A 26,300-nucleotide genomic window follows, 5' to 3' on the forward strand; every position below is an offset into this window, starting at 1 on the left:
CCCCGCAGCGCGAATACTCTGTTATGTGATGTCGCAGTCCTCTTCGATAAACCTTAAGAAATCTAATCATTCCACATTCTTGTTACTTCTTCTAATTCTAAGTTCTCAAATTGCATTTTATAAATATCTGGTTTCTTTAATTGATTCAAAAACTCCAAGCCAAAAGCTGAATCAAAATGATTCATCATCAAAGTCATTACAAGACCATGAGTCCCGATTGCTATTTTCTTCCCTCTGTGCTCTTTTAATATGGGTTTTAGAACTGAGATTGCTCTTTTCTGACAATCAGCATTAGACTCTCCACCCGGCAAGGTATAATCAGGGTCATTAAAACTCTCTTTGATACTAGACATTAACTCTGCATTTTTAATAAGATAAGATGCAAAATGACGTTCTCGAAGATTTTCAAATACTTCAATATCTAACTTTAAGTGCTTGGCCAATCCCTCAACACTAAGAATTGCTCGAGTATAAGGACTTGATATAATCTTGTCTATTCCTTCACCCATAAGTAACCTCGTTACTTTTTCAATATCGACCTTTCCTTTTGGGGTAAGCCCTCTTGTTCTTTCATTTCCTTCATTGTATGGTGATTCTCCATGCCTAACCATATAGATAATTGTCTTCATACAGGACTCCTTTTGATACTTTCATTAAATATCACACTGTGATTTCTCATAACGTTCTTGTATCTACGAACTCGAGTGGCTTAAGGCGCTCACGCGCAGGGTCAGACGGACTTTGCCTTGCAGGGTTGTCTGCTGATTCTCCTTCCTCGAAATTCCTCAGCAGACCAAGTTGCGTAGCGACGCTGCGTAGATACTATGTTAGGATGTTACGGACTTCCTTGTAATATTTAAACACTAGGTTTTAATAATCTTTGTATAATATCTTCTAAATTTATCATTTTCCTGCCCTGTTTCTGCCCCTGATTCTTCTTCACTTATCTCTAGTCCATTAAAAAAAAGCATTGTTCTTAAACCAATCCACTAGCTCAGCCAGTTCTAAAACATCTTCATTTTCATCGTTATCGAAGTATGAAAAAACGGTCAAAGTAATTGCTGGGACCCCTATATCACCATAATTCACTAATATAAAATCCTTGTTCTTATAAAATCTTTGTAGGTACTGTTCAATCTTACTTTCCACAAAGAGCAATGAATTTACCACGTCTTTATTACTTATGGTCCCCTTCTTCATTAGACGAGTAAAACCATGTATATATTTGTAATTATTTTGTGCTTCTACCTCAATTAATCCTGGATCATTGGAAAATAGAAAATTAGGATTACTTGTGATCTGTTCTATTTCTTTATATACTTTGTTAGAATACATATTTAAAAATTCGAGCAAGGTTTGTATCAGTCCTTTATATAATAATGTTTCCCGTAATTTCCTCTAACGTTGATGCATTCACGACGTCGAGAGCCTTAGAGTGACTGCTCTTAGGCTCGCAGATGTGTCCCGGCATCCGCTTCTCCGCTCATCACTTCCGGGAACCAGGGCCGACAGGCCCGATGCCTGAATGCGGTGTTCTCGGATGTTCTTGCCTCCTCGAGATACTTTCACTCTGCTTTCTTCTTTGGTATTGATTTGATTATGTATTCATCGTCTTTTAGCAACTTTCCAATGAGTTACGCTGGCAAATACTCTCTCAGGTTACATTCAGAATAATGTCCTTTAGTTCAATCAGAGTCTTGATTCGATAACTGGCCTGTGAGAAGTCATGTGTTTTTGTGAAGTCGTTATGGACAATAACACAGTCGATACCAGCCTCCACGGCTGAGTTCAACCCTCTGTTTGAATCCTCTACAACTAGGGTCTCTTCTTTGGTAGCTCCGAAGCGCTTTAGCCCGGTCAAGTATGGTTCAGGGTGCGGCTTGGTGCGCTCGTAGTCTTCGCGAACAAGTACGAATTCCATGAATTGTTTAATCTGGCGCTTTCCATGAATAAGTTCAAAATCCGCACGTTTTGCAGTCGTCACGATGGCCATGCGGACGTACTTTGACAGTTCTGCTAGAGTTTCAACTACGCCTTCAATCTCTATGGCTTCTGTTCTTAAATATTCCTGATAATAGATGTTGCGGACCTCACGCTGCTTGCTGATGATCTGTTCATCAATACCTGCCGCCCTAGCTTGGGACCAAGTACCCAATGATTGGGTCATGTCGCGGAGGTATTGATCTTTATCCAAGGTAAAACCAATGTCAGCCAGAGCGCGTTCTCCTGCTTTGTAATACCAGAATTCAGTATCAACCAGAACACCATCATGATCGAAGAGTATGTACTTTTTCATTGTTTCATTCTCCTTTGTCAACTGCGGCAACCATGGCGGCATTAGCCGCTCGACGGTCCGCTGTTTCAATTCTGCATTCAATTGGCTCATTGTCCTCCACCTCGTTCTCTCTGATTCTCACTATCGTTCTATTGAGGGGTACGACAACTATTCCGACAGAGGGGGTTACCAATAAAATCCTTCTTCGAATTTCTCCATACTTTGCTTTTTAATATGTTTTTATCTCATTCATGAGACCACTTCCTTGTAATATTCTTCTGCAAGAATTTCCAATAACGTTCTTGTATTCACGACGTCGAAAGACTTAAGGACAGAACTGGAGCTGCGAAGCCATCCTTTCTTCCGGTTCATGAAGCGAGATTAGTCATGCAGATGTGTCCGGCTGATTCTGCTTCCCGGAATACTGAAATCCCTCTTCGCTTTCGCTTCTCCTTCTACCGGACGAGGACGTATGCCGATACGTGAAAATATTGTTAGTGGATGTCAATGCCTTCCTCGATACCTCTAAAGTTCTTTATACATGCTTCGCTTTGTCATCAGATATTATAGTTTTCTTGCCTTAATCACTAAGGTTACAGGAAGCATCTTAGCTCTCTTGGCCAAATCGCTTTTATCGTCCCGCGATTGCATAATCTCATCATCAGTTTGCTCAATCAATTGCTCAATTACAAATCCTGCTTTCGCCAGAGCGTTTACATAGGTTGATAGCTTACGGTCCGCTAATAATAGCTCACCTTCATCAACAGCTACCGGATACCAAGCTTCATCGAAATAACTCTTTCTAAAAACAAACCCACCATTATCATCAGTAACACATCTGTGTATAGGATGAGACCAACTGAAAATAAATACACCATCTTTTTTAAGATACGTAGCGATACGGCAAAAGGTACCTTCAAGGTCGGTTGTCCAACCGATGGCATAAATCGAATAAACATAGTCAAAATAATCCGCCGGTATGCCGCATTCTTCTTCCATGGGAGAACAGATGAATTTTGCCGATAGACCGAGTGACTCCAAATGCTGCGTTGCCTTTTCAATTTGTTTTTCCGATATATCCACAGCCCATAGTTCAGATGCGTTGCGTTCCCCTTGATATTGCAAGGATTGGCCGTTGCCGCAGCCGATCTCCAGCAGTTTTTTTCCTGAGATATCGCCAAAGAGCTGGCATTTTTCTTCTGAGATAAACCATCCATAATAAGGAAGTGAAATTGCTCTTAAGAAGTCATTGCCTTTTGTATCCCAATAGATCCTGTTTGTCTTATGAACAACATTCTTATCCATGTTTTCCGAAATGGTTACGCCAACTTCGCCAGCGCCAATAATGATTGATCTATTTACAGACTTCTTGTCCATGAAGACACCCTCCCCAGAATAGTTTCTATTTCAGATTTGATTGATATCTGATAACGTTCTTGTATTCACGACATCGGCGAATGCTGAGGTGTCCGGTTGCTGCCGGACCGAGAGCGTATGCCCGATGCGTGAATATATTGTTATCGGATGTCAATTCCTTCTTCGATTCAACTAGCATAAGATTAATGGATATCGCAAAAGCAGCTAAAGGGTGGGGTTATAGATACCATTGAAATTAAATTGGTATTCATTGTCGATACGAATATAACCAAGAATACAGTTCTTTCTATTCCTTCGCAAAACACTAGAATAGTTCTCGTTATCTCTATTGCCCTCAGCAACTAGAATTTCATGTTCTTCGCACGAAAGTACAATTCCTATATGATCATGCGGGTTATCAGATAACAGCCTTTCATAGACAACGATATCACCGCGTTCGGGTATAAATTCTTCCTGATTCTCATAATGAAAAAATCCAGTCTCGGGTAGTTTCGCCCATTCCAATATTGCACCAACCCCCGCTAATCGATAACTTCCATTCGGATAACGTATTGGAAGCAAAAATCCAGATGACATGCAACTATGATAAACGAATGCGGCGCACCAATTATCTTTGAGTACTTTATATATATCAGGGTCGGGCCAATATTTGCAGATTTCCCGATATCGTTTGTCCCCTGGAATCCCCATAATCTTCTTCCCAGCTAAATCTTCCGAAATGTCAGCCAATAATTGACGTCTGTCTTTAATGTCGCTAGGAGCATCATCAAACATTTCAAATTCTTCCTCTATACAATCAGCTATGATTGAAAATTCGTCTAGTAAGCTTAAAAGTCTCCTAGTATCCAAATGGGTTACAGCTTGCTCTGTGTTCTGTAAGAACTTATGCAGCACAATGGCATCCTTGATTAATTCATCATATGGACCATGAGCTTGTCCCCTCTGATCTTGATAAAATATTGCCCGCAAAATAACAAGTTGCTCTTCCGTAGAGAAAACTCCTAAATCTCTTATGATTGGCCTAACCGCCTCAGCGCTATTGATTCCAGGGTAATGAATAATCCCAGTTTTGTAGTTGTAAAAGTAATGAAGTAAACCTGCGATTGTAGCAATTTCCGGTTCAAGTCCTCTTTTCATTGCAATCATTGATGCAATAGATGATACCCCATACAGTCGAACAGAAGCTTCCTGCTTTTTTAGCGTACTGTCCATACTAAATATCGTTTCATTAATAAGTATACGAATACTTTCTACCCGTGATTGCAAATTCCCCAAGACCATCCCTGCTTTCTTGACTTGGTAATACGTTACCAAACTACCAGTAATGTCATTCATTTATGATTTGATATAATGTTTATTGATTTCCGATAACGTTCCTGTATTCACGACCAAGCGTATGCTGGGTGTCCGGCGAATGCCGGACCCAGGACGAATGTCCGCAGCGTGAATATTATGTTATGTGAAGGACTCTCTTCTATGACTCATCCTAAAAAATCGGTTTTCAATGTCCACTCTAATCTTCTAAGCCACTCGGTTTTTACATTCGTATCCGCGTTCTTGATTCGATTCAAAATACTAATTACTATAGAAAGTGCAAATGCTTTTACGGCTTCCTCTGTTATTTGTATGGTCGAATGTAAACGTTATGTACTTAAGAAAATCTCAGATAACTCTTTACAAAAATCCGGGTAATGAAAATGAATAAACCACAATACCCATGCGATGTCTTGTAGAGGATGACCCCACCCTCCCCATTCCCAATCAATAACAACCATCGAATTGTCAGATACAATCGTATTATGAGGACCAAAATCACCATGTTTACAAGCTCTATTAATGGTAATTCCGAGTGAATATTTTTCTGTTTTATTGAGTTTATTTCACTTGATAAGCAAACACCTAGCAACTTGTAAATTTCTCGAGCCTTATCCATATCGCCTTGATCTAGAAAACGCTGTCCGTTGATTCCACGTATGTAATCCATAATGATGTACGACGATGTGTCGTCCTCAAAATAATCATGAATTCTTGGGGACACACCTGAATGGTTTAATAGAGTCAATGTGTTCCTTTCACTCTTAGCGTCATTATTGTTTTTATTGAAAATTTTCGCAATAACCAGAGGGTTTGATCCTTCGAGGAGAATTGTAGAATTGGTATACCCTCCTGTAAGTGCAGTCAATTTTATGTTTGGAAACTTACGTAACAGGATGTCGTTAGCCATCAACTGTGCACCTTCTTTCTCTATTTTTAGAGTCTTTCACTAACGTTTTGTATTCACGAACGCGAGAGCCTTAAGTGACGTAGGGAACGGGTCGCCAGACTTAGGCTCGCAGGGTTGTGAGCTGAACTTCCTCCACTGCCTACCTCATCTCGCGAACCAAGGGCGTATGCCCGCAGCGTAGATACTTCGTTATAAGATGTCCCCGCCTTCGGCGCTGATCCCGCCCTTACTTCTTAAGTTCTGACAATCTCTTCTCTATGTTCTTTCTTCTTGTCTCTGGGTTTTTAAAGTGGCTTATTCCATTTATGAATTTTGATCTTTCTGGATACGATAAGTTCTGAAAAAGCTCGTATGCTACTTCATCTTTCTCAAATGCTTCTTTAAAATCTTGTGGAATTTTTACTATTATTTCTTTGTTCTTATAGATTTCATCAATGTAGAGCTCCATAAAATGCGTAATTTCCCCATTAGGTTCGTACTTCAACTCAAAAACACCAAATTCCGGATCATAATAAGTTCCATCGTAGTAAAGCACACTATGTGTATATGTCGGAAAGTTAACGAGTAATACGCAAAGTGGTGGAAGTTCATCAATCGTATGACGCCAACTCAAGTAATCAATCTTATATTTTTTTAGAGCTTTATAAAAATCTGAAGTCCCTGAACCTTCCTTTCCTCTCATCACAGCCATTGCTTCCTCAATAGGAATTTGTGCTACCATTGCTAAGCACGCTTCATCGCACGATGAAAAATCTGGCTGGGGAACATAATTAATCTTAAATTTATTCATCTTCCAGCACCTCATGTAATTGTCGTTTTTAATTATTTTGCGTGGATTTCTTATAACGTCTTGTATTCACGAATCCGAGATCCTTGAGGCCCAACGGGGGAGGCCGCGACGCGGTTAGGTTCTCAGGTTTGTCCGCCTGATTCAGCTTCCTCGAAATTCCTCGGGCGAACCAAGGGACGGCGGCAGCCTACCCGCTGCGTGAATATTGTGTTATGCGAAGTTCCTTGACTTCCTCGAATTGCTACAACAATTCTTTAAACTTTTCTCTATTTATATTTGATAATGCTTTTCGCAATAATTCTTTGTCATAACCATTTGTTATTAATGCATTCAAAATTGCATCAGTTCGATCTTGTCTATTTCTTCTAATGTTTGATTCCAACTGAATCTCAAGAGGAACTACTGGTATTTCATAGTTCTCAAATTCAACATACTTCTTTAATTCCCAAATATATTTACCGCCTTCCCATATCCCTTCACCTTTAACCGAATCGGGTATTCCAGCTGAATTTGATATTTGAACCACTTCCACAGTAAAATCATGAATCTTCCATTTACCTTTAGTCCAAGTAAATCCAGATGGAAAAGTTTGAGTAAAGTATGGTTCCTCATTAGAGGAAAGCCAGTCTACATCAAAATAAGAAAGATTAGATTTAGTCGTTAAGTTGAATTCATTCAGTAGTTGAGCTAATTCTTTAACATCATTAATGTTCTGAACATATATATCTAAATCATTTGGATTCATTATTGCCTTCTGCATTACAGATCCAACTGATCCGACAATAATCCATTCATTTGCTAGATTAGATTCTGAGTAGAGTTTATAAAATGTCTTTAAAGCTTGTTTCCAAGACATAAAAATAGATCCTCCCTTTTTTATCGCTCTTCAAGGAATCTCACATAACGTTCCTGTATTCACGACGTCGGACGAAGTCGGATGTGTCTGCTGAGCCCGCTTCCCTGAAATCCATCCAGCAGACCAAGGCTCCGTAAGGAGCCGCCGCTTGAATATTATGTTATGTGGCGTTTGGGCCATCTTCGAATTACTTAATCATTGTTTGAAATCCCTTTTCGTACAAAAATCGTCATTTATTTTTATTACAGTTAAAATAAAAATTCTCAATAAAATCAAATAATTCTGATTATGAATTTCCTTATCATTCTCTATATTCGGTTGAATGTGACTATATTTGTTCCGTAAATCTAATCCATTATTAAATTGCGATTTATTAAGAGTATAATTGATATAATCTGTTTCCTGTCTAGAAAAGAGAGTGCTTTCAAATTCAATTATTCCCTTATCTTGTAACTCATCTAGTAGCTTACGCTTATATTCTGAACATTTCCAATAGCACACTACTTCATTAATATAAAAATTAAATAAAAGTAAGGCTAGTTGATAATCTTTAAAAGTTATAATTTCATCTTCGTCAATAGATAAATATTGTTTCTCTATGAGCCATTCAATTTCTTTCAAGTTGTAACTCGGAATTTCATTTTTATTCAATCTTTCATTTGTAAGTAACTCAAAAAAGTTGTTATAAGACTCAACTGCTCTTTCAAGGTATCCTAATCCACTCTGATCTGAAAAAAGTAAGTAAATTAAATAATTAAATTCATCCCCACAACCATAGGCATATTTCTTTGCTATCAAGGATGGAATATTTTTGTAGACAAGATGTTCAGATCGAATTTCAAGTAACTCAAAGTCTATATGTCCATCTTCAACATATAAAATAAATTGCTTAAGAACTGATTCTAGAGCAGGTGTAATATAAGTGCATTTCTCAAAAAAAGGTGAATTTACTGAGGGCATTTTCACTTTAAAGTTGTGTGCATCAAACTCTGCAAGCAAATAATCTTCAAAAAACCATTCAATGATTTCTTCTAGTCTTATCCCAATACTAAAGAGCTGATGATAATAACCTGACATTTGGAGTAATGACAAAACGTTCTTACGCTCAAATACAAAACCAACATTATATGCGTTTTGAGATGAAATAAAAATATGGCGTTCAAACACTCCCATCTCGCTTGTCTTATTAACTATTGTACTTCTCATTTGTAAATCAACAAATTCAAAAAGATATATAAAATTATTAAGTAAAGTTGGAAAATCCCTATTTTCTTCAATCCATTTCGTGCTGTACGTTGCAGCTATGGTTTGACCTTCATAAATCAACTTCACTTCTTCATTCTGACTTTTCGAAAAACTCACACTTGTCTCAATTGGCATTCCAGAGTTCTCTACGAAATATTGCTTTTCTAGTTCTTCTGCTTTTCGCTTTGCTTTTAACAAGACTTTGGGTGAGATTTCAAGTTTATCTTTACTGCTCTGTATGTTAGCAATAAGCCGTACATAGTTCAAATTAGGTTCTTCACTATCCAAATAGCTTGAAATAATTGATTCTTTATTTAGACTACTTAATTGTTTCGGAAAATGTATGGCTTGGGGTTCTCTATGATGTTTTAATTCATATTTATCCAAAAGCAGTTGGACTGCTGATAAGGGATCAGACAACATTTTATCTTTAATTATTTCACCATAGTGATTCGTGATGTTCTTAGACTTTAATAATTCTGCCAATGATACACTTGTTGTACTCAAGAATATCTTAAAACAGTCAGATGTGATATTCTCATATACCTTGAATTTGTCTATAAGTTCCCAAAAATCATCTCTATAATTTCTTTCGACTCTACTATACATTTCTAATAAGTTACCATCATTAATTGTCTTAAAGAACTTAGCGACTATTCCAAAGAGTTTATTAATTTTCTTTTCCAAACTAGCTATAGTATCAGGTGTCCAATCACTAAGATATACTTTATTATCGAAATACTTTTTTGCATTATAAAGTTCAATTACATCATTAATATCATCTACTTCTTCGTTGTAATATTCATCTATCAATGTTAGGCTTTTCGATAAATTTCTTCCATACAGAATATCAGTTATTGAATAGAATTTTATTCTTTTCATGTAAGCTCCTTATCTGTAACTGGCTTTTTGCCCTAATGTCACATAATGTTGCGCATCTACGACGCGACCCGACCCTAGATAACTCTTATCTTAGGTCGGGTCGTGTGTTGTCCGAATATTCTTCTATGCTTTCACTCCTGACAACCAAGGGGCGAATGATCCGCAGCGTAGATGTATTGTTATACGATGTCGGCGACTTCTCCGATTTCACTATTAATTTTCATTCAATCCATTTGTTTAAGTACGTAGTTCTAATGTTTTCAAGTCAATAATAAAGCTTTGTTGTGTGAGGATATCCAATCCGAGTAACCCTATATGGTCCTTTGGCAGTATACCAACATCTATTTCTATATTTTCAATGCTTCTTGTACCTATTTCAATCCTGTCCATAATTTTAGTGTAGAAAGGAACGCTTCCGCCAATCCCGTATGCTTCATATATAGAATCCCCTGTTTCGTAGGTCACACCGATTTCCTCCAAAATATCAGGAGAAATTATAGTATGTGAGGACCCTGTATCTATAATCACATCATCTATCCTCAATACACTTCCTCTGAATGTAACGGTAAGCGACGTCGTAATTAACTGTCCGTCATAGTTAATTTTCATTACTACTACGTCTCACTCTCATTAATGGGTCCCTGCGAAGATGGATCACAAAATATTGATTTGAAGTATGATACACCATACTCCCAGGCTCTACTTGAAAAAATTCTTTATTAGCATCTTGCTCTGATATAGTACGAATCGGTGCAACTTCATCTACTATTTTTATGTTGCCCTCCTCATGATAATTAAGTATGGAAACCAGAACAAATTGGTCAGGGAACAGTTCTCTTACTTCTTGCCATTTCATTCGTTCTACCTCCTACAGATTCATCCTAATTCTTTTTACTATCTTGATTTTATCATACTTATAGTTCAGCATTCTCATAGTATTTTTTATCACCTTTTTTATTATTTCGCCGATTTCTTATAACGTTCTTGTATTCACGAAACGACCCAGCCTTAGATAACTCTTATCTTAGGCTGGGTCGTTTGTTGTCTGAGTGTTCTTCCATGATTATACTTCTGACAACCAAGTGGGAGTAGCCCCGCAGCATAATACAGCGCCGTTACTACCTTCGAAGCATCACCTAAAAACCTTTGATCAAGATTCCAACTCTATTTTTTACTTTGGTATAAAAACTCAACTTCACCATCTAGCAAATATCGATATTCAAATAATTGCATTGTTCTTTCCCTTATTCTCTCCTTTATATCCATGGCTAGGCTTACCGATCCTCGTGATCCAAGGTAACCATTATCAATAAATGTCTTATCTACAAATTTTGTTTCCCTTAAGTGATACTGTAACCACTCTTTCTGAGACTCAATTAGTGCTTCTCTTGGTTCTCTATCCAACTTAGAAAGAAGCTTTTTATATATTTGGTTCAACTCTTTATCCCAAATCTCTGTATATTTGCTTTCCAACGCCCCCCATCCCAATGTTGTAATAATCTCTTTGGAATTTTGAAATTCATTAAATTCCACTTTATAATCATGATCTATAGGGTTTCGAAGCATTTCATCATAAAATTCTCCTTTCAATTCATAGTTCCCAATGCTCATGGTTAACACTTCATTGTTAGAAGGATCTGATCGACCTTCAGTCATTTCTATCGATTCTGTTCCATTACCTGTACTCACTACATCAAGAGGCATTTCAGAATTCACTATTGAATTAGTTTCGCTGTTCAAGGTAGTCGATTGACTAATATTTTGACAAGATGAAAACACAATCGTAATAAAAAATAATAAAAGTATCTTACCTTTCATAAATTATCTCCTTAAATATTATCTTTAATATTTACCGGTAATGGCGCATAACGTTGTTATATTCACGACGTCCTACCACCTTAAGCCCGAAAGGGCGGCCGCGATGCGGTTAGGTGGTGCGGATGTGTACGGCTGATAATACTCCTCTGAATACTGAAATGCCTCATCTAAATACATCGAGCTTCGGTCCGGACCGAGGGGCAAATGCCCAAATGCGTGAATATTTTGTTATAGGATGTCGGCAGCTTCCGTGAACAACCTACAAAACGTTCTTAATATAAGTCCCATTCGCTAAACTTATCAGAAAACCCGATAATTACTTCAAGTTCATCAGGTATATAATCGTTATCTAAATAATAAGCCGTCAACCGTGCGTGACCTTCTAATACAACTACTCGCGAGTTCTCATTCATAGACACAAATATTAATCTTGGAAATACTTTACCGTTCTTGAGAGCTAAATTGATATCTAGAAATCCTTGGTTACTAATTCCAAAGACTTCAATTTGATTCATGATATTCTTCGATGCCTGCAAAGGAAGTCTCGTATTACTTGATAATTCATTCCAATAACTATAGTTGATGTACATTACTTCGTTTAGATCTTGCTTCTCAAAGAAAGCTTTATACCATTTAACTTCTTTAGGAAAGTTCTCAAACAAATCCGTATTGCGACCGAACCCCCTTGTCTGACCCAGAATATCTCGTCTGATTTGGTTCTCGGCTTGATCATTCAAATTGGGTTTAATAAGTAAATTCAAGTCATGGTCTCCAAGTGCATTTAATATTCCTTCCTTAAATCTATCTGAGTTAACCTCTGCAATTAGGAATTCTGCTATTACTTCATCTTCTTGAACTTGACTAACTATCTTCACTTGTTAATCCTCCATAAATATGTTTTGTGCTGATTTCCTATAACGTTCTTGTATTCACGACGTCCCACCACCTTAAGGCTCCAGAGGAGCCGGCCGCGATGCGGTTAGGTGGTGCGGATGTGTTCGGCTGTTTATACTTCCCTGCAGTTGAAATGCCTCTTCGAATTCTCTTCTAACTCTCGCCGGACCGAGGGGTGAATGCCCCGAAGCGTGAATATGTTGTTATCAGAAGGATCAGCCTTCCTCGTTATTACCCTCAAGATGTTTTGTGCAGTTATGCAGTTCACAAGTCCATTGATTACCTGTTTTCTTTACTATTGTTATTGAAGTATTGCCGAAGTGTTTTGTAGGAAAATCAGGAAGTAAATTTATAAAATTAAATTCGATTAGGGCACCATGAGAAACAACTAGCACCTTTTCACCTTGATGATTCAACACAATTTCTTCTAAAAATTCTTTACCTCTCTTTTGGACAGCTTCAATTGGTTCAAGCCCCAGATTTAAATCTCTCCAGTCTGTTCCCCACTTTTCTATTCTTTCCTCTTCAGTAGTACCTTCAATCAATCCTCCTGCCCTTTCCCTGAGACGATCATCAAGATGAATATCTACTCCGATAGAATTCCCTATGATTAGAGCAGTTTGCTTTGCTCTTTCTAAAGTACTTGAATAAATATGATTCCAATTATTTGAACTTAATCTCTTAGCTAAAAGTTCTGCTTGATTAATCCCATCTTGATCCAACGGGATGTCAGAGTTGCCCTGTGCTCTGCCTTCTTTATTCCAACTGGTGCTGCCATGCCTTATAAGTGCTATGGTTGCCATTTTGTACTCCTCCTTGAATTTAATATTAATTTGCTGATCTTTCTGATAACGTTCCCGTATTCACGAACCCTCACCGACTTAAGGCTCCGCCAGGAGCCGGCCGCGACACGGTTAGTCGGTGCAGGGTTGTCTGCTGCCCCCACTTCCCTGAAAGTCCTCTTGCAGACCAAGGGCCGCCAGGTCCGCAGCGTGAATATGTTGTTAGGTGATTTTCCGGACACCTTGAATCACATTCATAATATTATTTTCATATATCTTTCAATATAGTATATTACAATTAACAAATTCCATCGTAGGGGTACTGACAATGAAAAATACAAGTTTGTCTGTATTGATTTTTTTCATTACAATTTTTTTAATAATTATTGGTCTTACTTCTTCTTTTATATGGTTCCCTAAGAAGGAGATTTTTTTGGCTCTTACTGCTTTAGGCGGATCATTAGCAGGAGGTTGGTTGACTTTAATTGGTGTGAAACTAACTATTCAAAAGTCCGATCAAGATAAATTCATTCAAACTTATATCGAAAAAGTTATAGCAATAAAAGAATCTAAAGATTTCCTCGAAGAATTTCTCGAAGAAGATTGTCCACATAATGAAGGCGAAGAACTTTGGAACATTATTGTACATAAAAGCTCTAAATTCGAATCTGTTTATCAGAATATTAATTATATTGTTGGTGGGGAATTAGCTTATAAGCTGTATGATCAAACTTTTCATTTTAAGGGATCTTATATAATTGATTACAAGCAATTTTTAGACACATCTTTTAAAAAAGAGATATTAGGCAAAGATACTGCACTAAAAAGATTCCTTGACAGTTTCTGTGATTCAATTGAAATTGTTATAAATAATATAATTGATGAAGAAGAAAAATTAGTTCAAAAATATACCGAACTAAAAAAGGGAAGATTTCTTATTTAAATATTAGTTGTAATATTATTCATAGGGAATTTCACCTAACGTTCTTGTATCTACGAACCAGAGAGGCTTAAAGGAGCGTAGCGACTGGGTCCGACGGACTTAGCCTCGCAGGGTTGTTCGCTGAGTACACCCCTTTGCCTTAATACCTCTTGCGAACCAAGGGCAAAGCCCGCAGCGTAGATACAATGTTAGGCGAGGTATCTGCATTCTTCGATTACACTTTCCTAATAATGATCCCTTCTTCAAACTCTTCTATATTATTAATGTTTATCCAAGTCTCGTCAGATTCTCTTAATCTATGAAAACGTAAAATTGTATCATCATCATGAAAAGTTAAGATAAGGATAAATTCATACTCTGGAAAATCAATTTTTAGTTTAGCGGACCACATTTCTAATAGCTTCTTTGCAAACTTTAAACCTTCTAAGGGATATTTTTTAAAGGTATTTGATATATCTATCATATGAACATGACTTTCACTTGCTTCAAATCCAGTTCGGTCCCCAAACTGGTGAATAATATGTTCAATATTAATTTCTACATTTTTTTCAGTGTTTTTCTTTATTACAATGCAACCTTCTACCTCCACAAAGTCTGGCCATACTACATCAATTAATTCAGATTTATCATGATATTTGAGATTGTGCTCTTTCTTAAGAATTTCATTGATTTTATTATTTGATATTTCCATCGAATCAGTCCTTAAAGATTTATTACTGCGGATATTTCGCCTAACGTTGATGCATTCACGAACCCTCACCGGCTTAAGCCCGTAGGGCGGGTCGTCAGACTTAGCCGGTGCAGGGTTGTCCCTTGGGTTTACTCCCCTGCCTCCGCCTCGGGGGACCGAGAGACGCGACAGCGGCCCGATGCGTGAATGCTATGTTATACGTCGGTCTCTCTTCATTGAACTGCTTACAAAGTTGTTCTTTTTGATTTTATGTAGTTCTAATGTGCTCAACTTTGCTAATTCTCTCTGAATAATTCGCAAGCAATAGGTCCAATAATCCATCCGGTACTAGTTTTTCCTGTTCATTATTCTCGAATCCATTAATTGATTTCCAAACTGCTTTATATGGATTTATTCCTTCTATACCTTCGATAACTTCTCTTTTGTATAAGTCATGATCAACAAGATCGGCTTCATAAATGAAATCTACTTCATGACCTATCTGATCCAAGTATGTAAATAGGTTTTCGATGACAAACTTTAGCTTGGGTTCTTGTATTTCGACATTTAATTCTTCTTTTACTTCTCGAATTATCGTCTCTTTACTATTCTCACCATACTCAACCGTTCCACCAACCGGCCGATAGAAAGTCTTGTTTACGGCTTTATCATATGTTTCTTCAACTAATATTTGATCGCCTCTTCGAAATAGACACAATGAAACGGTCCTGATGATCATTCAAATGATTCCTTTCTATGTTTTTCTATGTATTTTAGAGACTGTCGTATAACGTTCCTGTATTCACGACCCAGTGTATGCTGGGTGTCCGGCGACTGCCGGACCCAGGGCGAATGCCCGCAGCGTGAATATTATGTTATACGTAGTTACTGCTCTGCTTTGAAAGGCTGCTGTATTCCAACTTTATTTGTTCTAACTTTTTTGCTTGTTTAAATGCTCTTACTAAAAATTCTTCAACAGACAGGTTAAGATAATCCCAGTTCATTGCTTCTATGGAGATGGGTCCTGTATAATCAGCCTCTACTATTTTTCGCATAATTACATCCCAGTCAAGCGTGCCATCAAAAGGCAATCCATGTTGAGCGTAGCTTCCGTTATTATCATGCAGGTGCATAGCTTTTAATCGTTCACCGTATACGGACAAAAAATCGTATTCTGGATAGTATCGATAGTGGTGACTTACATCGTAACAAAATCCGACTTGCGGCGAATCCACTTCGCTCAATACGTGTGTCAAATTTGTTGAATTCCATAAATTCTCTAAAGCAAGGTTAACTCCTCGCTGTTCCGCTCTGTCCACAATGTGTTTAAATCTATCCATAGCAAAGGGGTTATGTATATGTTCTTCATCCGGAAGATGTATGACCATTGTTGGTATTTCTAGATTCGAACAGTCTTCAATACATTCCAGATAGCAATTGACCAAATCTTCACCCGCCAAATTAGCTAACCAAAGATCATTTTGATTTTCGATGGGGGCATGAATATTCTCTATCGTTAGCCCCGCTTCTCGTGCAAGTCGTGCTCCGCTTCGGTATTCTCCACGACCAAAGCCTTCACTCCACCACAACATTACCCCATCAAAACCTACTTTCTTGATCAAGCGATATCGTTCTTCAATAGGCAGTTCATATCCGAACCAATCATAGATACTAATCATATTAAACGCTCCTTTTCTCTTAAGGAATGATTCATGTTCTTTAAGTTCACCTGAAATAGCAGATGTGCTGATTTAGAAAAAAGATTAATTTCGATTTGAGTAATTACGTATAACGTTCCTTGAGAATTCACGACGCTAGACGAAGTCGAGTGTGTCCGACTACTCATGCTTCCCTGCCAATATCTCCTGCCGGACCAAGGGCGAATGCCCGATGCGTGAATATGGTGTTATGTGATGCCAACGACTTCCTCGAATTACTTATGGGTTTAACGTGAAGCAGTCATATACAAATTATATAAATTAGTACATTGGTCAAAACATTCCAGATATAAAATTCTGATTTCATCATTAGAGCATAACTTTAGATAACTTTCTGAATTTATGATCTCTTTGATGGGTAACATCTCATGATAATATTCCGGGCTATTCTCCTTCATTAAGATATCTTTATATCTACTAAGTACCTCTACATAAACATTATCAATAAGTCGATATTGACACTTACTGAGCTCCATCAGGAAGAATTTCTGTATTTCTCTCGCCAAAAACGAACCATTATTATAGGGAGGAGTACCGAAAAAGCAATTACTTACAGGAGACCTATACCAGTAATGATCTTTGTGCCAATGCTTTGTAACAATAAAAGAGTGCCACTTTCGAATTTCTTCATAACGAGATCCTAACACTTGAAAGTGGCTTGAATACAGTCGCTCAGTGGATTGTGATAGCAAGTAATTGATTATTTCTTCATTAGTATTTAATTGTGTGACCTTGGTTATCGAACACCAGCAAATATAGTTATTATCTATTTTTCCCAATAGGCATACTTCTTCACCAGGGCTAACATATATCTCAAAATAAAAATCTTTATTGCTAATATCATAATTCGGCTTAACACTATTCTTTGTTGTAATAAGGTTGTATTCAAACATTATAATGACTCCTTTATCAGAGTTTTCGCTGGTTTCACATAACGTTCAGGCATTCACGAACCCTCACCGGCTTAAGCGCGTAGCGCGGGTCTTAGTCGGTGCAGAGTTGTCCGCTGAAACAACTTCTCCGAAAATACTTCTTACGGACCGAGGGGCGTCAGCCCCTATGCGTGAATGCCATGTTATGCGATGCCCCTGACTTCCTCGAAATACTACATCATTACTGGTCTCTAATAGTTCTCTAATTCTCTTTCCAAATCGCATTTTAGCACTTCCACTTCTAATACTGCCGAATCATCATTATTAAAAAATATAGAGGGTTTAACTCCATCTTCTACCATTCTCAACAAAAACAACTCAATGAATTCCTGAAGATCGATGGCTTCTGACTTATAATTATTCCAATCACCAATTGCACAGTATTCGGCAAACTCTTTCCGAGGCCAAAAAGGAAATAAGTAATTCCCCTCATCGTCAGCGCTTGCTGCCCAGCCATCATCATATAATCCCCAAATCTCTTCTCGGTCTACGACTTGCTTAATGAAATACTCATATCGGATATTGGCCGGTTGCTTAATGAGCGATTCAAACTCTTTATTGTTCATTTTCTCTACACCTTTTGTTTTCATTTTTCTATCAGGGGTTTCGCATAACGTTCCTGTATCTACGGACCCCAGAGGCTTAAGGCGCGAATGCGCCGGGTCCCACGGACTTAGCCTCGAAGGGTTGTGAGCTGAATCCGCTTCTCTGCTTGCCTCTTCTGCGAACCAATGGCCGAACGGCCCGAAGCGTAGATACTATGTTGAGTGATGTATTCGTCATCCTCGATCAAGCTTCAGATAATGTTCCTAATTTCGTATATCTTTGTAAACAAATTCTTTATATTTCATAAATCCTTTGTTCTTATAGAAACTCCTAGCTACTTCATTGTTCACCCAATAATCTAATTCAATTTTATTTACTTTATTACTTTCAGCTACTTCAATAACTTTATTTATTAATCCATTTCCTACTCCCCTATGCCTAAATGCACTAAGGACATTCAGATGATGAATAAATAGAGATTGATACGCATTACGGAATGCACTTTCTTTATACTCTCGTAACTCCACCCAAGCATATCCCAATACTTGATCTTCTTCTCGCGCAACATAAAAGATAAATCTTGGGTCGTTTATGATTTGTTTAAAAAAAGTTTTCGCAGCATCGGGATCATATTGTTTAAAATACTCAGGATACATCTGTCTATGTAATTCTTGAACTTCCTGATTCAGCCTACTAATAAGCTCGTAATCATATGTTTGTAAGACTTCCATATCCCACCTCATATAAGCTTCTATCGATTTAAAATGTTCTTACGAATATTTCACTTAACGTTTTTGTATTCACGACGCGAGCCGGCCTTAGATAGATCTTATCTTAGGCCGGCTCGGGTATCGTCTGAGTTATCTCCCATGATTATACATCGGACGATCAAGGGGCGTAAGCCCCGCAGCTTGAATATTATGTTATAGGATGTCAACGACTACTTCGAAATTGCTAAACACTCTAAGATTTCATTTCATTTATTATTCTTTGGAGACCTGATAGATTTCCCTTGCCTAATGTTGAATAATAATTGACATGCTTTTGAGATGCTATTAAAGCTTTTGTAAAATATTCTTTCCCAAAATCTTTCTTTATACTTTCAAATAAAAACTTATTGGTTTCATTATTAAATGCTCTCTTGTATACTTCTCCATTCATCATCGCAAGAAATATGGTTATAAACGCTTGTGCTGATCCTTCATTCATTCCTGTAATCTTATTAAATTCTATTTTCCCTTCAGTTCTTGTAATATGCCCTAAGTATACCTTCTTAGCTATTTCATAAGCGGCTTCGCTCATTTCCATAGTGATTTTCATACGTTCTCCTATAATTAGATGATGTTATTTATACTCGTTGATTTCCTATAACGTCGAACTTGCCTATAGCAGGTTGTCACGTGAATAAACACCCCTTCCAAAGGCATCACCAGTGACCGAGGAGCGAATGCGACGATGTATTAATGCTTTGTTATAAGATGTCAGCGCCTACATCGAATTTCTTACAATACTGAATTGTTCTTTTGTTTAAATACTAACCTTTTTTTATAAAAACTTTAATTGTTCAAGAGATCCCATAAGAATCCTTCATTCATTCTAAGAAGAACACCCAATACACCAAGTGTTCTTACAGTCAATTTTTCACCATCTTCGTATTCATACCTTTTTTCATATGAGGCAAAAAATGCTGAGTTTCTAAAGTGAGATGACTTAAAATCAATTCTTTTCTCATCCTTATAACATACATCGATTAAGTACTTATCAAATTCACATCTAATACCATATTCCTGTAAAATCCACTTCTCAAATCTTTCATGAGAAGGCGTAGTTATTAACATTATGCTTAAACTAATAATTAAACCTATTGCAATACTCCTCAATATTTTTTTTATCTTAATTAAAATCACTTCTCAATTACTTCAATGCTTTACTGAATTTATCCATTATATGAAACTATAATTTGCATTGAAGTGTTTGCTCTGATTTCTTATAACGTTCTTGTGTTCAGACGCCGAGAGGCTTAAGGCCACGAAGTGGCCGGCTGCGCTTGCGCAGTTAGCCTCACAGGTGTGTCCGCCTGAATCCGCTTCTCCGAAATGCCTCGGGCGGACTGAGGGTTGAATGACCCGATGTGTGAACACGTTTTTATAGGATATAAGCGCCTTCTTGAATAACTTCCAAAGCACTTTACAATTTAAATTTGCCTAAAATTATTTTCATTCCTTGCTGGTGGCATTTCATAACAGCATTGTGATTTCTTTCTGAAATTCGCTTTTCAGAATCTAGAAAAGTTCCATCTAGATCTAGTACAATTGTTGAATACTTCATTGATTTCTCCTTTCGCGCTTCTGGTCATTTCACCTAACGTTTTGTGTTCACGAGCCCGAAAGGCTTAAGCTGCCCATCTATCCAGCGCAGCGATTGATTCTTGCCGGGTGGCTCCGCCACTTAGCCTTGTAGGGTTGTCCGGCTGACTCCACTTCTTGGCTTCTCAACTTCTGCCGGACCGAGGAGCGGATGCGACGATGCGTGAACATGGTGTTATACGACGCACCTCTTGCATTACCTACAAAGGGTTTAAATCCTGCCCTGTCCCAGAATCTTTTCCCCTCTCTACAAAATTAATATGCTGAAACCCCATGTCCTTGAAATTTTGCATTGCCCTTTGTGCATATCTATTATTTTCTTTCATAGGGGATGCTGTTGTAATAATAGAGACCTTTAATTGAGAAATATCTCTATCAATAAAATCCAGAAATTGATTTTTAATATCTTCAGTATAAAAACCACAAGAGGTTAGTAACAAGCCACTCATTGAAATCCCCGTCCTTAAATAATAGTTTATCTAATCTTTATAATTTAATTAAGCATTCCCCTGATTTCTGCTAACGTTGTTGTATTCGCGACGTCCATTCCCCTCAGATAGCTCTTATCTTAGGGAAATGGATGTATCTGCCTGATTCACTTCCTCGAAAATAGTTCTGGCAGATCAAGGGCCGTATGGCCCGCAGCGTGAATATTGTGTTATATGCTGTCCCAGCCTTCTATGAACACCCTATATATCATTGATTTCAATCGGAATTTTTGTTATACATGGATCTCCATACATTTGGTATAACTCCCCGTTTATAGCTACCGTAATGCTATCAAGTCCAACAAAAGGAATTATTGGAATTATAGTTACTTGTACCTCGCAGTATTGCTTAGCTTTTTCTAGCCAACTACCAATAACAGGTATAATATCACCTGATATAGAATAATTCTCGGTAAACTCGGTTTTTATCGTGTTTCTGCTCTTACTAACTACTACCTTGTTCAGCCAATCTCTACTTGTGTCATATTGGAAGAAACACCATAGTTGACAAAGTTGAATTTCAGGTACTTGTTGCTCTTTATCATGGTGATATCCAATCGATAATACGCCACAGTCAAGGATATTCTCCAAGTTTTCAATGCAGTTATAATAAGATATGGCCCATAACACTGTATTCTGTACTTCTTGAATGTTGTAGAATGCCTCTATGAATTCTTTGTTAGAAGCTATTAGTTCATTATTGAGTGAATATAGATTTCCCTCAATAATTTTATAGTCATTATGACCAAAACTATTTCTTAGCTTCGGAAGGTATGCTTTTGAAATTGCTTCAGCTAATTTCGGGAATGACTGCAACCCTGAAATTATGTAATCTACTGCAACTCCTTTACGCAACCTTCCAGATCTATCACGTAAGTTATTCAGTTCAGTATCTAAAATACTGTCTGATATTACCTTTCTCAGAACAGCTAACAAAATAAGAATCTCATCAATTTCATACTTACTTTGGTATGCACTGAGAGTAATTTGATTCAACTCAACACGTTCTATACGCAGATCTGTAAATAAACGAGTGAATTGAAAAACATTATTCCATCTATTATTAAAGTTATTAAATAGAGAATCCTGAAGTAACTTAAATCTCTCATAATTCTCTGGTTCAGAATTAATCATTTGATTTATCAATTTATATAGTTCTTGATGTATTTCCCCTTCATCTGTTATATCTTTCATAAAATAGATAAGGCTATGTCTATAAAATGAATAAGCTTCTTCGCTTTGCATAAATATAGTTTGATATGCAGGCGGAATATCATCTTCATGAATAGGTAATGCGTTTTCTTGTTGAATCCAACTCTCATACTTAATGTGTCGAAGTATTAGTCTATCGACGACTTCACGATCAATCAATGTGATCACACACTCCTCTTTATATTTATTAGCAGGGATTGCATATAACGTTCTTGTATTTACGACGTCGATCTTCCTTAGATAGCTCCTATCTTAGGGAGATCGATGTGTCCGGCTTATTCACTCCCCAGTATCTGAGATCACTTCAATCGAATCCTCTTCAACTTCGGCCGGACCAAAGGGGCGAAGCCCCAATGCGTGAATACTTTGTTATACGACGGTGTTTTGAATAATCCCATAATCTATTGCCTTTTCATCATCATTTCAATAATCTTTCTGTTATCTCCATCGTCCGGTTCAGCATTATCCCAGTCATGGCCATACATCATATCAGTGTGCCTAATAAGGAAATCAAGTTCAATCCAACGGTTTTCAATAATTAACTTAAAAATATATGCTATTTTATTTACCATGAATTTATTGAGTGTTTTCATATCTTCTTGTGAAAGTTGATTATTCGGACTTGCATGCATATCTTCTACAGGGCCATTTCGAAATGCAAAATGTGTAATTGCTTTTGATATCATGGTCAAATTCTCATCAACCAATAGCTTGTCTCTGTACTTCTCATTAACTTTCATTGCCTCTTCAGATTTTGCCAATAAGAAATCATCTAATATAGAGTTTCTAATAGTTATACCGTGCTTTTTTCTTCTGTATGAAATTTTAGATTCTTTTACATCAAATAATTGCGAGATAAGATAATCTGATTTTTCTTCTTCAATAAATAACTTCCTGAGCATTTCTGGAGTAAGTTCTTCTATATTTAACGACATTCCTGCTTCTTTTTTTGTTTTGAGTTCTTCATATAACTCCATAGTGGAAAACCTCCATTCAATACTCTCTTCGTACTGTCGTATAACGTTCCACATTCACGACGTCCACCGTAGGTGGATGTGTCCCGGCTATTCTTCCTCGCCCTCTGCTTCCGAGACCAAGGGTCAGCTTGCTGGCCCGCAGCGTGAATGTTTTGTTATAGGATGTCAGCGACTTCTTCGAATTACCAACAAATTTATCCTTGTAATCTTAAGCTATCGTACCTGTCGTTAGTTCATTCGACACTTACTATTTCTCATAATAATCTTGCCCCCTAAACCCATTAAAAGCGGAAAGAAGTCCGCAAAGACGAAGTCGATCTTGATCGATTAAATGTTTACCGTAAGCCTTAACAAACTGTTTGGAATAATCATCACTTCTCAGATTAAATTGTAATGACCACAGTCCCCAGAAAATGTCATAGTGCCGATCGCCTATACCACCATAACCTACATCAATATATCCAGTCATTTTAAAATCCTGAAGGATTAAGTTAGGTAAGCAGTAGTCACCATGTATAACTACTCTATCTTCTGTGGAATTTTTAAACAAAGATATCATATCTTCGTATGCGACTTTGATATTTGAATATCCCAAATACCTAAGCAGACCCTTTTCGACTCCACCCTCGCGATATTTTCTCTCGGCTCGTATAACCATTTCCTCTAATCCGTTCGTTATTGGACAATTCACAGGTTGGACTCGATGTAAACTTAAGAGACTTTCAGCAAATACTTCAGATAAATGTCCAGGTTGTTCAAGGTACTCATCACTTGCTGCATCTGAGCCAGTTAGCCGTTCTGTTACAAAAAAATCATTTGTGTCATTTGAAACGTAATGAACTACTTTTGGACATATTCCGAAATTGTATAAAAAATTTGTCATTATGGCTTCACAATTCATTTGATCTTTTGAAGTGACCTTAAGGAAATAATCATGAACGGGCCCTTTAATGTGATATACAGATGACCTTGAATTGTTCTTTATGATTGTTACCCCTGCATCGATTAAGTATCTTCGTATTTCTGTGGGAAAAGTCTCGTATTCAACTGAATTTATTGGGGTAATATTCATTGATTTCTCCTCCTAATGAATTCGACTTAATACATTTTCCTGTGCTTAAAAAGTAGGGCAACAAGATACTGTCTCCCTTTTTCAAAATAAACTCCCGTTGGCTGAATACCTATTATGGTTTAAATGGTTTTATCGTTTTCGCTGATTTCCTATAACGTTCCCGTATTCACGACGTCCGATGAAGTCGGATGTGTCCGGCTGTCTATACTTCCCTAACCTCTTCTACCGGACAAAGGATGTATACCGATGCGTGAATTTAATGTTAGAAGAAGTTACTTCCTTCCTTGGGAAACTCTCAAATCCATTAAACTGCACTCTTCTCATATTCATTAAATAAGCCTCTTCTTAATTTAGAAAATATATTAATATAGTCGGTTAATATACTTATGATACTTCCATCTTTTCCTGAATTCATTATATATAAAAGCTTGATTGTATTGCCGTCATTTACAAACTCAAATAACTTATCTAATATTTTATATGTTGTGGGACCTGCCATGATCGCTTTCTCTTTCAACTCAATCTCTTTTGAACTAAATTCGAAAAGACAAGAAAGCAATTCTTTTTCATTTTTGCATTCTTTAATTCTTTCCATTAATTTTTTTATTTCAGTGATAATATCACGTAACGCAATATCTTTCTGTGGAAAATCTTTAATAAACTGTTGTTTATTATTATGACTTATCGTAAGCCTAACCCCTATCAAAGTTAATAAGCCTCCGAATAATCCACCCAAATAACTACCGTAAAATGAAATCCAATCTGAAGTTTCTCCAGCAACATTTTTAGATGGTATGTTAAAAATTTTATTATAGATAATTGGGAAAATAAGCAGAACTAAAATAATTCCTAATCCCCATATTACATAAATAAGGTATTTCAATTTAAACTTGTCCCAAAACTTAAGGATTTTTCTTTTTCTATTTAATTTGTTTATCACGTGCATAGTTAATGGTTCAGCTTTTTTGTTCTTTTTATTTTTGCCACCATTGAGTAATCCCGCGCCTTCTTCACCGAAATACAGCTTGTTTGATAAGTCCTTTAGTTTTTGAATATCGAGTTCATTTTCTTGAAATATGTTCTTTAATTTCTTTAACAAAATTATTATCCTCACTTCATAATAAAATAGATCTGGTCTTATGACCTTTTAGTAATTTCTTCTAACGTTCCTGTATTCACGACGTCCCACCGACTTAAGGCTGCGCCAGCAGCCGGCCGCGATGCGGTTAGTCGGTGCGGATGTGTCCGCTTGAACACGCTTCAATATCATTCTCCTCGGGCGGACCGAGGAGCCGCCAGGGTCCGATGCGTGAAAATAATGTTATCTGAAGCCAGTGCCTTCTTCGAGTTCTCTAATTCTCATTTTTAAATCTTCTTTCAAGCTCTTTAACAAATACATCAATTGGATATTTATAATCGATTGGTTTGTAAATAAATCGATTATTCCACTTGTGTCGTAGAGCTTGATCTCTGAAATCTTCGTTTTCGCTCTCTAGTGTCTTCATAACAAGCATAATTTCATTCATTGTACTTATAACACTTCTACTATCCGTTTTGGTAATAGCCTTTTCGCAACATCTTTCTAAATAATATTGCGCTAGAGTATCAGGGATTTCTTCAACGGCAAAATAAGCTTCCAAATTATCTTTAAAGATTTCTCTTAGTTTATTTGCTTGATTTGTTCTAATACCAGTGACAGTTAAACTTAATCAAGAAAAGTCATTCATAAACACATAGTGCTTTCTACCATATAATTTGAAAAGGTTTACATCCCAACTAAAGAAAGAATCCGTATGTTCAATTGTTTCTGATTTGGCATTTAGATCTTTTAATGTGTCTTTCGTTGTTTTGAAAATAATCATGACTTTTGTTCCTTTCGTTCTTGCACTGGTTTCAGATAACGTCTTTTTCACGAACTTCGCAAAAATATCATCTCTTGAGGTGTTTACGAACTTCGTAAACACTCCTTCGCCAAACATTTTACTACTCCTCCTCTCCCTCAAACTCCTCCTTCCAATTGATCTAACGATCTTTTAATCCTTCTTATGTCCTTCACACTCACATGTGTGTACCTTTCGGTATAAGCGTAAATAGCCCTCATCTTGATCACAAGGTGTGGGCTACTTGATGCTTACGTTGATAGCACTCTCGTTCTAAAATGTCATGAAGGACTCTTGACTACCTAGGCACCATCGAATATAACGAACGTTTTGCCAATCGCGTCATCAGGGGC

29 protein-coding genes and 2 pseudogenes are annotated in these 26,300 nt (G+C 37.1%); 1 reads left to right on the forward strand and 30 read right to left on the reverse strand.

Translation table 11 applies throughout. The features are described 5' to 3' along the window. Positions 1 to 62: 62 nt before the first annotated feature. The 15 genes and pseudogenes from PLA01S_RS05600 to PLA01S_RS05665 all read right to left on the reverse strand — a co-directional run bounded on the left by PLA01S_RS05600 (position 63) and on the right by PLA01S_RS05665 (position 13,164). On the reverse strand, positions 63 to 629 hold the full coding sequence (locus PLA01S_RS05600) for a histidine phosphatase family protein (protein WP_127590590.1): 567 nt from the start codon (positions 627 to 629) through the stop codon (positions 63 to 65). 328 nt (positions 630 to 957) lie between these two features. Continuing rightward, on the reverse strand, positions 958 to 1,335 hold the full coding sequence (locus PLA01S_RS05605) for a hypothetical protein (protein WP_164817320.1): 378 nt from the start codon (positions 1,333 to 1,335) through the stop codon (positions 958 to 960). A gap of 319 nt (positions 1,336 to 1,654) precedes the next feature. Beyond that, a complete protein-coding gene (locus PLA01S_RS05610; RefSeq protein WP_246059350.1) occupies positions 1,655 to 2,386 on the reverse strand; it encodes an HAD family hydrolase in 732 nt (243 codons plus the stop codon). Positions 2,387 to 2,839: 453 nt separating this feature from the next. Continuing rightward, the gene (locus PLA01S_RS05615) at positions 2,840 to 3,652 is read right to left on the reverse strand and encodes a class I SAM-dependent methyltransferase (protein ID WP_127590594.1); all 813 of its coding nucleotides are present in this window, start codon (positions 3,650 to 3,652) and stop codon (positions 2,840 to 2,842) included. 204 nt (positions 3,653 to 3,856) lie between these two features. Further along, complete coding sequence (locus PLA01S_RS05620) at positions 3,857 to 4,987, reverse strand: CHAP domain-containing protein (RefSeq protein WP_246059351.1); 1,131 nt, start codon at positions 4,985 to 4,987, stop codon at positions 3,857 to 3,859. Positions 4,988 to 5,295: 308 nt separating this feature from the next. Beyond that, positions 5,296 to 5,496 carry a phosphotransferase gene (locus PLA01S_RS32990; RefSeq protein ID WP_371860394.1) on the reverse strand — a complete coding sequence of 67 codons (201 nt, stop codon included), beginning with the start codon at positions 5,494 to 5,496 and terminating at the stop codon, positions 5,296 to 5,298. A 56-nt stretch (positions 5,497 to 5,552) separates the two neighbouring features. Next, positions 5,553 to 5,876 (reverse strand): annotated as a pseudogene (locus tag PLA01S_RS32995) (hypothetical protein); the annotation flags it as partial. Positions 5,877 to 6,102: 226 nt separating this feature from the next. Next, positions 6,103 to 6,666, reverse strand: coding sequence for a YdeI/OmpD-associated family protein (locus tag PLA01S_RS05630; RefSeq protein WP_164817322.1), 564 nt, complete (start codon positions 6,664 to 6,666; stop codon positions 6,103 to 6,105). Between the two features lie 241 nt (positions 6,667 to 6,907). Continuing rightward, positions 6,908 to 7,522 (reverse strand): nucleotidyltransferase family protein, encoded by a 615-nt coding sequence (locus PLA01S_RS05635; protein WP_127590602.1) that lies wholly within the window; start codon positions 7,520 to 7,522, stop codon positions 6,908 to 6,910. Between the two features lie 195 nt (positions 7,523 to 7,717). Continuing rightward, positions 7,718 to 9,649 (reverse strand): hypothetical protein, encoded by a 1,932-nt coding sequence (locus PLA01S_RS05640; RefSeq protein WP_246059352.1) that lies wholly within the window; start codon positions 9,647 to 9,649, stop codon positions 7,718 to 7,720. Positions 9,650 to 9,886: 237 nt separating this feature from the next. Beyond that, entirely contained in the window at positions 9,887 to 10,258 is a 372-nt protein-coding gene (locus PLA01S_RS05645) for a retropepsin-like aspartic protease (protein ID WP_127590604.1), read from the reverse strand. Then, a complete protein-coding gene (locus tag PLA01S_RS05650) occupies positions 10,248 to 10,505 on the reverse strand; it encodes a hypothetical protein (RefSeq protein ID WP_127590606.1) in 258 nt (85 codons plus the stop codon). The genes PLA01S_RS05645 and PLA01S_RS05650 overlap by 11 nt, the downstream gene beginning before the upstream one ends. 308 nt (positions 10,506 to 10,813) lie before the next feature. Next, positions 10,814 to 11,467, reverse strand: a complete 654-nt coding sequence (locus PLA01S_RS05655; RefSeq protein WP_127590608.1) for a lysozyme inhibitor LprI family protein — start codon at positions 11,465 to 11,467, stop codon at positions 10,814 to 10,816. A 272-nt stretch (positions 11,468 to 11,739) separates the two neighbouring features. After that, positions 11,740 to 12,342 carry a hypothetical protein gene (locus tag PLA01S_RS05660; protein ID WP_127590610.1) on the reverse strand — a complete coding sequence of 201 codons (603 nt, stop codon included), beginning with the start codon at positions 12,340 to 12,342 and terminating at the stop codon, positions 11,740 to 11,742. A 234-nt stretch (positions 12,343 to 12,576) separates the two neighbouring features. Then, on the reverse strand, positions 12,577 to 13,164 hold the full coding sequence (locus tag PLA01S_RS05665; RefSeq protein ID WP_127590612.1) for a histidine phosphatase family protein: 588 nt from the start codon (positions 13,162 to 13,164) through the stop codon (positions 12,577 to 12,579). A 307-nt stretch (positions 13,165 to 13,471) separates the two neighbouring features. On the opposite strand from PLA01S_RS05665, the gene PLA01S_RS05670 reads away from it, so the two are divergent. Then, positions 13,472 to 14,086 (forward strand): hypothetical protein, encoded by a 615-nt coding sequence (locus PLA01S_RS05670; RefSeq protein WP_127590614.1) that lies wholly within the window; start codon positions 13,472 to 13,474, stop codon positions 14,084 to 14,086. A 214-nt stretch (positions 14,087 to 14,300) separates the two neighbouring features. On the opposite strand, the gene PLA01S_RS05675 is transcribed toward PLA01S_RS05670, so the two are convergent. The 15 genes and pseudogenes from PLA01S_RS05675 to PLA01S_RS33000 form a co-directional block, all read right to left on the reverse strand. Continuing rightward, the gene (locus PLA01S_RS05675) at positions 14,301 to 14,777 is read right to left on the reverse strand and encodes a PM0498 family protein (protein WP_127590616.1); all 477 of its coding nucleotides are present in this window, start codon (positions 14,775 to 14,777) and stop codon (positions 14,301 to 14,303) included. A 247-nt stretch (positions 14,778 to 15,024) separates the two neighbouring features. Continuing rightward, entirely contained in the window at positions 15,025 to 15,495 is a 471-nt protein-coding gene (locus PLA01S_RS05680) for an NUDIX hydrolase (RefSeq protein ID WP_127590618.1), read from the reverse strand. A gap of 136 nt (positions 15,496 to 15,631) precedes the next feature. Next, positions 15,632 to 16,435 carry a sugar phosphate isomerase/epimerase family protein gene (locus PLA01S_RS05685; protein ID WP_127590620.1) on the reverse strand — a complete coding sequence of 268 codons (804 nt, stop codon included), beginning with the start codon at positions 16,433 to 16,435 and terminating at the stop codon, positions 15,632 to 15,634. Positions 16,436 to 16,701: 266 nt separating this feature from the next. Beyond that, on the reverse strand, positions 16,702 to 17,367 hold the full coding sequence (locus PLA01S_RS05690) for a hypothetical protein (protein WP_127590622.1): 666 nt from the start codon (positions 17,365 to 17,367) through the stop codon (positions 16,702 to 16,704). A 230-nt stretch (positions 17,368 to 17,597) separates the two neighbouring features. Continuing rightward, the gene (locus tag PLA01S_RS05695; protein WP_246059353.1) at positions 17,598 to 17,996 is read right to left on the reverse strand and encodes a DUF2750 domain-containing protein; all 399 of its coding nucleotides are present in this window, start codon (positions 17,994 to 17,996) and stop codon (positions 17,598 to 17,600) included. 219 nt (positions 17,997 to 18,215) lie between these two features. Next, a complete protein-coding gene (locus tag PLA01S_RS05700; RefSeq protein ID WP_127590626.1) occupies positions 18,216 to 18,683 on the reverse strand; it encodes a GNAT family N-acetyltransferase in 468 nt (155 codons plus the stop codon). A gap of 232 nt (positions 18,684 to 18,915) precedes the next feature. After that, positions 18,916 to 19,272: a hypothetical protein gene (locus PLA01S_RS05705; RefSeq protein WP_127590628.1), complete on the reverse strand. Its 357-nt coding sequence runs from the start codon at positions 19,270 to 19,272 to the stop codon at positions 18,916 to 18,918. 236 nt (positions 19,273 to 19,508) lie between these two features. Next, complete coding sequence (locus PLA01S_RS05710; RefSeq protein ID WP_127590630.1) at positions 19,509 to 19,859, reverse strand: hypothetical protein; 351 nt, start codon at positions 19,857 to 19,859, stop codon at positions 19,509 to 19,511. A gap of 280 nt (positions 19,860 to 20,139) precedes the next feature. After that, a complete protein-coding gene (locus tag PLA01S_RS05715; RefSeq protein ID WP_127590632.1) occupies positions 20,140 to 20,280 on the reverse strand; it encodes an HAD family hydrolase in 141 nt (46 codons plus the stop codon). Positions 20,281 to 20,518: 238 nt separating this feature from the next. Then, a complete protein-coding gene (locus tag PLA01S_RS05720; RefSeq protein ID WP_246059354.1) occupies positions 20,519 to 20,767 on the reverse strand; it encodes a type 1 periplasmic-binding domain-containing protein in 249 nt (82 codons plus the stop codon). 240 nt (positions 20,768 to 21,007) lie between these two features. Continuing rightward, on the reverse strand, positions 21,008 to 22,177 hold the full coding sequence (locus tag PLA01S_RS05725; protein ID WP_127590634.1) for a hypothetical protein: 1,170 nt from the start codon (positions 22,175 to 22,177) through the stop codon (positions 21,008 to 21,010). A gap of 242 nt (positions 22,178 to 22,419) precedes the next feature. Beyond that, positions 22,420 to 22,995, reverse strand: coding sequence for a hypothetical protein (locus tag PLA01S_RS05730; RefSeq protein WP_127590636.1), 576 nt, complete (start codon positions 22,993 to 22,995; stop codon positions 22,420 to 22,422). Between the two features lie 247 nt (positions 22,996 to 23,242). Then, positions 23,243 to 24,067, reverse strand: coding sequence for an aminoglycoside 3'-phosphotransferase (locus PLA01S_RS05735; RefSeq protein ID WP_127590638.1), 825 nt, complete (start codon positions 24,065 to 24,067; stop codon positions 23,243 to 23,245). 304 nt (positions 24,068 to 24,371) lie between these two features. Further along, a complete protein-coding gene (locus PLA01S_RS05740; RefSeq protein ID WP_127590640.1) occupies positions 24,372 to 25,166 on the reverse strand; it encodes a hypothetical protein in 795 nt (264 codons plus the stop codon). 253 nt (positions 25,167 to 25,419) lie between these two features. Next, a pseudogene (locus tag PLA01S_RS33000) lies at positions 25,420 to 26,046 on the reverse strand (DUF6933 domain-containing protein). Positions 26,047 to 26,300 lie beyond the last annotated feature (254 nt).

Source organism: Paenibacillus lautus NBRC 15380, from assembly GCF_004000945.1.
GTDB classification, from domain to species: Bacteria; Bacillota; Bacilli; order Paenibacillales; family Paenibacillaceae; genus Paenibacillus_AQ; species Paenibacillus_AQ lautus.

Excerpts from the sequence above, each read along its gene's own strand:
- PLA01S_RS05690 (WP_127590622.1), bottom strand. The coding sequence starts at position 17,367 with ATGTTTGAATACAACCTTATTACAACAAAGAATAGTGTTAAGCCGAAT.
- PLA01S_RS05600 (WP_127590590.1), bottom strand. The coding sequence starts at position 629 with ATGAAGACAATTATCTATATGGTTAGGCATGGAGAATCACCATACAAT.
- PLA01S_RS05665 (WP_127590612.1), bottom strand. The coding sequence starts at position 13,164 with ATGGCAACCATAGCACTTATAAGGCATGGCAGCACCAGTTGGAATAAA.
- PLA01S_RS05705 (WP_127590628.1), bottom strand. The coding sequence starts at position 19,272 with ATGAAAATCACTATGGAAATGAGCGAAGCCGCTTATGAAATAGCTAAG.
- PLA01S_RS05620 (WP_246059351.1), bottom strand. The coding sequence starts at position 4,987 with ATGAATGACATTACTGGTAGTTTGGTAACGTATTACCAAGTCAAGAAA.
- PLA01S_RS05700 (WP_127590626.1), bottom strand. The coding sequence starts at position 18,683 with ATGGAAGTCTTACAAACATATGATTACGAGCTTATTAGTAGGCTGAAT.
- PLA01S_RS05685 (WP_127590620.1), bottom strand. The coding sequence starts at position 16,435 with ATGATTAGTATCTATGATTGGTTCGGATATGAACTGCCTATTGAAGAA.
- PLA01S_RS05735 (WP_127590638.1), bottom strand. The coding sequence starts at position 24,067 with ATGAATATTACCCCAATAAATTCAGTTGAATACGAGACTTTTCCCACA.
- PLA01S_RS05730 (WP_127590636.1), bottom strand. The coding sequence starts at position 22,995 with ATGGAGTTATATGAAGAACTCAAAACAAAAAAAGAAGCAGGAATGTCG.
- PLA01S_RS05715 (WP_127590632.1), bottom strand. The coding sequence starts at position 20,280 with ATGAAGTATTCAACAATTGTACTAGATCTAGATGGAACTTTTCTAGAT.
- PLA01S_RS05650 (WP_127590606.1), bottom strand. The coding sequence starts at position 10,505 with ATGAAATGGCAAGAAGTAAGAGAACTGTTCCCTGACCAATTTGTTCTG.
- PLA01S_RS05615 (WP_127590594.1), bottom strand. The coding sequence starts at position 3,652 with ATGGACAAGAAGTCTGTAAATAGATCAATCATTATTGGCGCTGGCGAA.
- PLA01S_RS05630 (WP_164817322.1), bottom strand. The coding sequence starts at position 6,666 with ATGAATAAATTTAAGATTAATTATGTTCCCCAGCCAGATTTTTCATCG.
- PLA01S_RS05675 (WP_127590616.1), bottom strand. The coding sequence starts at position 14,777 with ATGGAAATATCAAATAATAAAATCAATGAAATTCTTAAGAAAGAGCAC.
- PLA01S_RS05695 (WP_246059353.1), bottom strand. The coding sequence starts at position 17,996 with ATGAAAACAAAAGGTGTAGAGAAAATGAACAATAAAGAGTTTGAATCG.
- PLA01S_RS05655 (WP_127590608.1), bottom strand. The coding sequence starts at position 11,467 with ATGAAAGGTAAGATACTTTTATTATTTTTTATTACGATTGTGTTTTCA.
- PLA01S_RS05605 (WP_164817320.1), bottom strand. The coding sequence starts at position 1,335 with ATGTATTCTAACAAAGTATATAAAGAAATAGAACAGATCACAAGTAAT.
- PLA01S_RS05680 (WP_127590618.1), bottom strand. The coding sequence starts at position 15,495 with ATGATCATCAGGACCGTTTCATTGTGTCTATTTCGAAGAGGCGATCAA.
- PLA01S_RS05720 (WP_246059354.1), bottom strand. The coding sequence starts at position 20,767 with ATGAGTGGCTTGTTACTAACCTCTTGTGGTTTTTATACTGAAGATATT.
- PLA01S_RS05635 (WP_127590602.1), bottom strand. The coding sequence starts at position 7,522 with ATGTCTTGGAAACAAGCTTTAAAGACATTTTATAAACTCTACTCAGAA.
- PLA01S_RS05670 (WP_127590614.1), top strand. The coding sequence starts at position 13,472 with ATGAAAAATACAAGTTTGTCTGTATTGATTTTTTTCATTACAATTTTT.
- PLA01S_RS05610 (WP_246059350.1), bottom strand. The coding sequence starts at position 2,386 with ATGAGCCAATTGAATGCAGAATTGAAACAGCGGACCGTCGAGCGGCTA.
- PLA01S_RS05640 (WP_246059352.1), bottom strand. The coding sequence starts at position 9,649 with ATGAAAAGAATAAAATTCTATTCAATAACTGATATTCTGTATGGAAGA.
- PLA01S_RS05645 (WP_127590604.1), bottom strand. The coding sequence starts at position 10,258 with ATGAAAATTAACTATGACGGACAGTTAATTACGACGTCGCTTACCGTT.